Here is a 7,981-nt window from a genome sequence, read left to right on the forward strand (position 1 = left end):
CGAGGCCAAAGCCTCACATGCACAACGACCATCAGCCTGCATGGAGAACGTACTATGGACGCGCCAATCCCCTCCCTTGAAACCCTGTTCGAACAACTGGGCCTGGACTCAACGCCAGAAGCCATCGACGCATTCATCGTCGCCCATCCGCTCCCTGAAGAAGTGAAGTTGATCGACGCTCCGTTCTGGACGCCTCAACAAGCGCAATTTCTCAAGGAAGAATTACGTGAAGACGCCGAATGGGCAATACCGGTGGATGAGCTGAACCAGCGCCTGCATCAATCGCAATAGCGCACACCTCAATGCAGGCTGTCTGACTGCTCCAGGCTCATCAACGCTTGCCAGGCAGCCCTGCACTCCTCCGCCTCATCGCGGCTGGCGAACGCCGTGCCGCGTTGTTCACCATTGAGCAACACCACCCAGCACGCCTTCTGGCCCAGCGCACGCAGGGTTTGAGGCACACCGCTGCCGATCATCACGGCCACATCGACTTTGTTTTGCATGGAGCTTCTCCGCCGCATTAGTTAGCTGGCTAACAATGTTGAGCATGCTACGGTTTTCTTCCAGTAGGAAAAAGCTATCCCCGGAATAGCTGCGTTGCATAAACCGCAACAATTACGCGCGAGCGGTCTTCGCACCTTCTGGTTTGTAGCCCAGGCGCAAGCCGCCCCAATGCCGGCCCTTGACCATGATCGGCACCGACAAGTCGTGCATCAGTTCACCGGTGTCGCGCGTGTAGGTTTGCAACAACACCGCTTGTTGATGGCTGCCACAACGAATACCCGTGCGGTCATCAAACTTGCGCTTGGTGCGGTTCTGCACCGCGTCGACCTGGGCGTCGCCGGTCAGGGGCTGGGAAAATGCCTTGTTGTGGGTCGGCACATAACCTTGAGGGGTGCAGGCAATAGCGAATACCAGCCCTTCATGGCGCGGCAGCAGCGCCTCCTGGATCGCCGGCAACACCTGATCGGTGTAACCGTCAAAACGCGTGTGGTACTTGCTCGGGCTGGTATTCGGGATCGGGGTATAGCTGCGGTCGAACAAGTCCTCCAGGCTGATGCGGTTTTGCTGGATATCGGCCTCGAACTGCTCGGCAATGCGCCCGGCGCCTTCGCGGGCCAGGTCGTAGATACGTTGGTGATAGTCATCCAGACCGACTTGCGCCAGGCGCTCGCTGATCGTTTCAGCCTGCCCTTCCATTTGCACGGCCATCTCGGCCAGTCGGCGGGTTTGCTGATCGCTGACCGACAAATCGCTGCGCATCTGTTCCACGGCATGGAACAGACTGTCGAGCTGGGTACGGTTGGTATCGGTGCCTTGGGCGATCTCATTGACCTGCCCTTCCACGCCCGCGGCCAGGTTGGCGATGCTTTCCAGTTGTTCACCAGCCTGCTCCACCCGCTCGACGCCGATGTGCAGGTCGGCCGACAACTGACGAATCTGCTCCACCACCTGGGCAGTGCGCTGCTGGATATCGGCGACCATCACCCCGACTTCATCGGTGGCCGTGGCCGTACGCCCGGCCAGGCCACGCACCTCATCGGCTACCACGGCAAATCCACGCCCGTGTTCACCGGCACGCGCGGCTTCAATCGCGGCATTGAGCGCCAACAGGTTGGTCTGGCTGGCGATGGATTGGATCACCAGGGTCACACGCTGGATCTCTTCACTGCGCTGGCTCAATGCTTCAATCAGCTCACGGCTGGCATTGGCGCGCTGGCTGAGTTGGTGCATGCGGGTGATCGACTCGGCCAGCACTTCGCGGCCTTCGGTGCTACGGCGGTGGGCCTGGCTGGCAGCGTCCAGGGCCTGACGGCTGAGCTGCGCGGTGACCTGCTCGGTGCCGATCATCACTTCGGCACTGCTGACGATCTGCTTGGCGGCGCCCAACTGCGACTGCAGCCGCGCCGCCAGTTGCTTGACCGAATAGGCCACGCCCGCAGCGGAAAGCGCGTTATGACTGGTGGTGTGGGAAAGATCGCGGGTCAGTTCGCCTATCGCATCGACGGCCTGGGTCGGTGCCGCTCGCGGTGTTCGAGCTTTGAGGGAAGGCAACCAGATCACCAGCAAGGCCAATGGCAGGCACAGATAAATCGGCAAGCCGGCGAACGCCAGGCCCAGCAGTACCAGCACCAGGGCGGCGCTCTGCAAAAGCGGCGTCAGCCAGCCGGGCAGCGCCCGTGTCACCGTGTGCGGCGGCACTGAGGCGCCCATCAGAGATCCGTCTCCAGCCATCGTCGTTACCCCGCTGCTTGTCGTTATTGTCTCTGCATTAAACGCCACTATCGAGCCATTATCCATGGGCCTTTAGTGGGAGAACCTGCAGCAGATCAATAAGCCGGGCGTAACAGATGTTTCTCCGGAGAGCCGACAGCACGGCCCTCCGCTCACCGCATCAGGCTTGACGCTGGTGCTTGTCGATCTGCTCGTGGCGCTCTTGCGCTTCGATGCAGTACTTGGTGGTCGGGCTGATCAGCAGGCGCTTGAGGCCGATAGGCTCGCCGCTGTCATCACACCAGCCGAAGGAATCTTCCTTGATGCGCTCCAGGGCGCGCTCAAGTTGCGGCAGCATACGCTGGTCGCGGTCGATAGCGTTTACCAGCCAGGTGCGCTCTTCTTCAACGGAAGCGGCGTCAGCCGGGTCGGCCGGAGTGTCCAGGCTTTCAATGGCGATGCGGTTCTGTTCAATGCGCGCGTGGTGTTCCACTTTCATGTCTTGCAGCAACTTCTCGAAAAAAGCGTGCTGTTCGGCATTCATGTAGTCATCCGCCGGCATGGCCAGCAACTTTTCCTTTGTCATTGATTTCTCTATAAAAAATACGTGCATTAAGGCGAATAAGGGAGCGTTCCGGTCGACCTCTGCAGGTCTCGGAAGGGCGCCATCCATTCCAAGCGCCACCCGGCACTCAATTTACGAGGGGCGGCAGTCTAAGGCCGAGTTGAGGGCACAGCAACTGAAAAGACAGGCAATTTTTCCCGGATAACCCCCAAAGGCACCAGGACGGGCTCGGCGAATGGTCATCGGAGTGCGTTTATAGCAAGAAATTCAGTCTCGTGGAGCCATATAGAAGACAAACGGTTGAGAAGTCCGCCAGCAATACATAACGCCCGGCACGGTCCGAAAGGGATTTAGCTGTTGATTCCTGCACTTTTGCACCGAAAAAGGAATGTTCATGAGCGTTACCACGTACGCTGCCAGCCCGGTTTCATCGGCTGTCTCAAGCCATTTCGCCAACCGCCCCGCCCTGGCCAGCATCGCCCGGCAGTTGCTGGCCACCTTGATCGCCCAGGCGTTTCCAGATTTATCCATCGACCTGAGCCGCACCCAACTGGCGATGCCGGCAATGGGGGGCGGCTGGACATTGCGCCCGTTCATGTCTCTGGTGCTCGATTCCATTGCCGACGGCACCCCGCTGGACGTCAGTGAGCGCGAAGGCCGCCGGTGCTTCCTCACCGACCATCCCCCCACCCCGTTGAAGCCGGCAGGCAAGGCCGGGTTAGACATGGGCGAGATTTCCAGCCTGGTCAACGCGCTGCCCTGGCTCTTGCCCATCGCCCTGCAAAATACCCTGAGCGAGTACTGGCGTACCGAAGGTGAAGGCGGCGTGAGCCGATGGCGCTGGCTGAGCGATACATTGATGGACGGCCTGAGCCTCAGCACGCTCAACCAGGCGGACCTGACCTCGCACGAACGCAGCCTGCTCGGCCAACTGGTTGATTACCCTGACCGTGATCTGCGTATCGAGCGTTTCGGCGCGCGCGCGGTGCATGCCTATTTCCCCCACGCCACCCTCAAGACGTCGCGACAGACCCAGCGCCTGCTGAGCCCCGACCTGCTGTTGCTGGGCCAGGACCAGGGCAAACCCCACGTACTCCTATGCCCGCTCGCCGGCCCCTGTGAGCGCTTCGCTGCAATCGATACCGCGTTGCAGGCATGGGCCGGGCGCATGACCCGCGACGTCGTGGTTGAACACATCACGCTGCAACGCTTCGAACCCGACGGCAACCTGTTCGATATCCAGGCCGCCATCCTCCTCAACCAGCAGTTACAACAACTTCAGGCCCTGGACCTGCCGGCGCGCCAGGGCCTGGGCACCCTCCAAGCGGTCTACCATCATCTGACGGACCCGGCCAGCACCTTCGCCGAAGCCCCGGCAGCCGGCTCGTCACTGCTGGAGACCCTGCGCGACAGCGCGGCGCCCTGGCTGAAAAACGCCTCCAGTGCCGACCGCGCCCGCTACCGGCACTACAGCCTGAAACTGGCCAGCGCAAAAAAACGCAGCGGTGGCCGCACCTTCCTCAGTGACCTGCCTGACATTCGCAGCTTCACCCGCACAGCCCTGCTGGATCAGCTCAAGCGCGATGAAAAGCGCTTCGGCGCGCCTGGCCCGGAACAGGGCGATGCCGCGCACGTGCAACCCGATGACCTGCAACTGACCTTCAGCGTCGCCGTCGGCTACCCCGGCGGCGCCGGGTTTGTCGAAACCGTGCACATGAGCCTGACCGACCTGGCGATCAACAACCTCCAGGCTCAACCCCGAGGGCGGCTGGCGATTGCCCACCGGCAAGGGCTGCCACTGCCCGCCTGGCTGACCGCCGACTATATCAATGGCAGTGACGGGCTGATCCAGCAGTTGGACATCGGCCGGGTCTATCCCGAGTTGCTCAAGACCCATCTGATGGGCGACAGCGAAGACACACAACAACGCCAGCAGTCTTTTGCCGAACAAACGATGGCCCATTTACCGCTGCTGGCGTTGGAACTGAGCCTTACGCAGGCGCACGGCTTCACCGCCGAGGGCGCCGCCTACGTGGCAGCGCTGATGGCGCCGAGTGCCGAACAGCGCCAGGTCGACGGCCAGGCGGTGGTCATCCGCCATCTGGCTCTGGTACGCAAGCCGCAGGCAACGCCGGATGAGGTGTCCAACATGTACATCATCGAATCCGAAGGCCGCCAGGCCGGCCCGCACATTCTGTATCGGCCGTTGTATCCGGACGCACTGCAGCAATTTGCCAGCCGTGAACACCTGCTGCAGGCCATTGCCGAACCCGGTCAATTGCAAGACAGCGTATTGACCTGGCTGTCCGACGGCGCGCGGCCGATCTATGCCGATGGTGGCTTCCGGCAGCCGCATTACGTGCGTTTCGGCAGCGGCGATGAGTTTGAACTGCCTGAAGTGCCCAAACCGGCGACCCTGGCGGTCGAAGGTGTCAGTGACGAGCTGTTGCAATTTCTCGGCAACGGCCACTTGATGGAGTATCTCTATGGCAGCAACGCACGAGCCTTGGTGGACCAGGCCGACCGCACGTCGGTGTCCAACACCGAAAGCCGCTGGAAGGTCTTGATGGAGGGTGCCGGGCTGCTCTTCGGAACACTGCTGCTGCCGCTGGCGCGCGGGCCGCTGATGCTTACCGGCTGGCTGCTGAGCCTGATGGCGGCCGCCACGCGCGACATACCGGCACTCAACAGCCAGGATCCGGTCGCACGAGAGCTGGCGGTGGTCGACTTGCTGCTCAATATCGGCCTATTGATCTTCCAGTGGGCTCCGCCACCCCGGCCCGCGCTGCAGTTGGCGGCAGACAGCACGCGCCAGGCGCTGCGCCAGCCCTTCGCCCAGCGGCTGCCGGAACAATGGCCACGACCGCCCGAACCGCTGATGGACCCGGGACCGGTACTGCTCGACAGCCAGGCGCCGGCACTTTCGCACACGGTGGTGGATTTCAGTTTTTCCAGCGCCCGCCATCGCCTTTCGCCGACACAGCGGGCATTGCTGTCGCGCCTCCAGGCCCCCGTACCCGAGACGGTGCCGGAGCCGGTGCTGAACGGCCCACGCAAAGGGCTGTATTACTTCCTGCGCGACTGGTATGCGCAGGTGGACGCACGCTGGTATCAGGTCCGCCTGGCGCCCGAGGGCGACGTGGTGATTGTCGACCCCTTCGACACCACCCGGTTGGGCCCCTACCTGCGTACCGATGGTCAGGGCAATTGGTCATTGGACCTGCGCCTGCGTCTGCGCGGCGGCATGCCGCTCAAGCGCATTGCTGCCGAGCGCGAACGCAAACTGCAACGCAAAGTGCAACTGGTCGCCGAGCGCGACCGTTTTCTCAACGCAGGACAGGAACTGCGCGATGGCAGGCTGGTGCCCATCCCCAGTGTGCAGCAAGCGTTGCAGACCAAAGTCGACACGGCCGAAGCGTTGATGAAGCTGGCGGCGACCGACGCCAAGTACTCGGACGCGGCCCGGGCCAACACACGCAAGAATTTCGACACCGCCTTGAACGAGCAGACCGCCGCGTATCAAGGCCTGCTCGACAGCCGTCAGGAACGCAATGAACTGGGCATCCCGATCCCGGACGCGGTGGCCGCAATCTTCCTGGAAAACGCGGTGAATAATCTGCGCAAATCAGTGGTCATCGCCGATATGGACCGCCAGGCGCTCTATAACGAACACCAGGATCTGACCGTGCCCTATGCCCAGGCGGTTCCGGCGATTCTGGCCGATACGCCGCGTTATGCTCAGTTCCTCAAGGACATGAGCCTGATCAATGAGCGCCAGATCAATGCCCTGACCCTCAAGGATCGTTACTTGCTGGAGCTGTTCAATCTCGGCCGGCCCGGCCTGGACAGTTACAACCGCCTGACCGTGGGGCGCACCGAGGAGCTCAGTGCGCTGGAGCTCAAGCATCTGCAATTGCAGAACTACAAGTACCTGAGCAAGAAGCACTGGCAAACGGGATTGTTCAAGAACTCACTGGACACCGCCCTCGACCCTTTAGGGCCGCATATTCGCACCCACAGCGAACTGAACGTGCTGAACCTGTCCGCCGCAGAGCGCCTGGAAGTGCTGGATAGCCTGTTCCAGCATTACGGCCAGGCCCTGGACGCTTTGCAAGGCATGGAAATGGTGCAGGCCGAAGAGTTGGACGCCGACTACTTCCAGCGCACCAAGGCCTTGGTCGATTCGTTGTATCAGGACGTGGTGCAGCAACTGGCCGGCGAAGTAAAACCCCAGGTCGACGTAATAAAACGCCCCTCGAAACGCCCGCTGACCGGCACGGGCGGGTCAGCGAAAAAACTGATCCGCACGCGCAAGCAGGGCTATTTGATCGGTGAACTGCAACCCGCCGGCTCGCGCCTGGACATCGAGGTCGTCGAAATGCGCTCCGAACAGGACAATAAGCTGCTGGCGACCTATTCGCAGCATGAAGACAACTGGGATGAAGTGCGTTTCGAGCGCAGGACATCTGCGCCAGTCCTGCCACCCGGCACGCGTGCACTGAACATCGTCAAGGGCGCCGCACGCAAGCGTTTGCAGGCACTGGCGTCGATCATCAAGCGCGAGGAAGGGTATGCGCAAGTGTCACGGTTTCCTATCGAGATTCAGGAAAGCCTGGAGGCTGAGGCCGCACGTTTCGACGATCTGGCCGGTGAACTGGACCGCGCGGTTGAAGCCCAATCCACCGCCGAACGCGTGGCCACCGACCAACTGCTGGTGGATGAACTGCGCGCAGCGGCCCGGATGCTCGTCGACAAGGGCAAGGCGCTGCGTACGCAACGCACTCTGGCACTGCCACCGACCGACAGCCACCTGGCCTACCTCATCGAACAGGATCAGGTGCAGATCGGTGGCCTGGGGCCGCGCCAGCCCATGAAGGGCGAGCGTCAGGACTTCATTCAGGAGTTCGTGGTCAACGACAATCGCGGCTATCCGCTCTGGTTTGCGCATTTTCATTACCCCGAGGCCAGCACGCCGAAGCAGGCGTACACCGTGGCGCATTTGAAAACCAGGGAACAACGCAAGGAGAGTTACTACTCGCTGCTGGCCAAGGCGCAAAGCCCGCAGAGCGTGGTGGATGTACACCGGGGGGCGCTCAGCCGCGCACTGGCCGAACGCTGGTTCTTGCCCCTGGCGCTGTGAGCCGACTTTCAGTGCAACCGGACAGGGGAGCTGGCGGGCGCTGCGCCAAATGCCAGTCAGTC

At 61.9% G+C, this 7,981-nt stretch carries 5 protein-coding genes; 2 read left to right on the plus strand and 3 right to left on the minus strand.

The window, feature by feature from the left end:
• Positions 1-54: 54 nt before the first annotated feature.
• On the plus strand, positions 55-291 hold the full coding sequence (locus M5B97_RS22875) for a DUF2789 domain-containing protein (RefSeq protein WP_123718140.1): 237 nt from the start codon (positions 55-57) through the stop codon (positions 289-291).
• A gap of 8 nt (positions 292-299) precedes the next feature.
• Here M5B97_RS22875 and M5B97_RS22880 read toward each other — a convergent pair whose 3' ends face one another.
• From M5B97_RS22880 to M5B97_RS22890, 3 genes are all read right to left on the minus strand, one after another.
• The gene (locus tag M5B97_RS22880; RefSeq protein ID WP_123718139.1) at positions 300-503 is read right to left on the minus strand and encodes a hypothetical protein; all 204 of its coding nucleotides are present in this window, start codon (positions 501-503) and stop codon (positions 300-302) included.
• A 112-nt stretch (positions 504-615) separates the two neighbouring features.
• Positions 616-2,214: a methyl-accepting chemotaxis protein gene (locus M5B97_RS22885; protein WP_248732724.1), complete on the minus strand. Its 1,599-nt coding sequence runs from the start codon at positions 2,212-2,214 to the stop codon at positions 616-618.
• 181 nt (positions 2,215-2,395) lie between these two features.
• Positions 2,396-2,800, minus strand: a complete 405-nt coding sequence (locus M5B97_RS22890) for a TraR/DksA C4-type zinc finger protein (RefSeq protein ID WP_123718138.1) — start codon at positions 2,798-2,800, stop codon at positions 2,396-2,398.
• 373 nt (positions 2,801-3,173) lie between these two features.
• On the opposite strand from M5B97_RS22890, the gene M5B97_RS22895 reads away from it, so the two are divergent.
• Positions 3,174-7,919 carry a DUF6543 domain-containing protein gene (locus M5B97_RS22895; RefSeq protein WP_248732725.1) on the plus strand — a complete coding sequence of 1,582 codons (4,746 nt, stop codon included), beginning with the start codon at positions 3,174-3,176 and terminating at the stop codon, positions 7,917-7,919.
• The last annotated feature ends 62 nt before the right edge of the window (positions 7,920-7,981 follow it).

Origin of the sequence: Pseudomonas sp. MWU13-2517, assembly GCF_023242545.1 — a bacterium.
Lineage (GTDB): Bacteria > Pseudomonadota > Gammaproteobacteria > Pseudomonadales > Pseudomonadaceae > Aquipseudomonas.

Bases quoted from the DNA above. Each gene is read 5' to 3' on its own strand.
- M5B97_RS22875 (WP_123718140.1), top strand. From the start codon at position 55: ATGGACGCGCCAATCCCCTCCCTTGAAACCCTGTTCGAACAACTGGGC.
- M5B97_RS22880 (WP_123718139.1), bottom strand. From the start codon at position 503: ATGCAAAACAAAGTCGATGTGGCCGTGATGATCGGCAGCGGTGTGCCT.
- M5B97_RS22885 (WP_248732724.1), bottom strand. From the start codon at position 2,214: ATGGGCGCCTCAGTGCCGCCGCACACGGTGACACGGGCGCTGCCCGGC.
- M5B97_RS22890 (WP_123718138.1), bottom strand. From the start codon at position 2,800: ATGACAAAGGAAAAGTTGCTGGCCATGCCGGCGGATGACTACATGAAT.
- M5B97_RS22895 (WP_248732725.1), top strand. From the start codon at position 3,174: ATGAGCGTTACCACGTACGCTGCCAGCCCGGTTTCATCGGCTGTCTCA.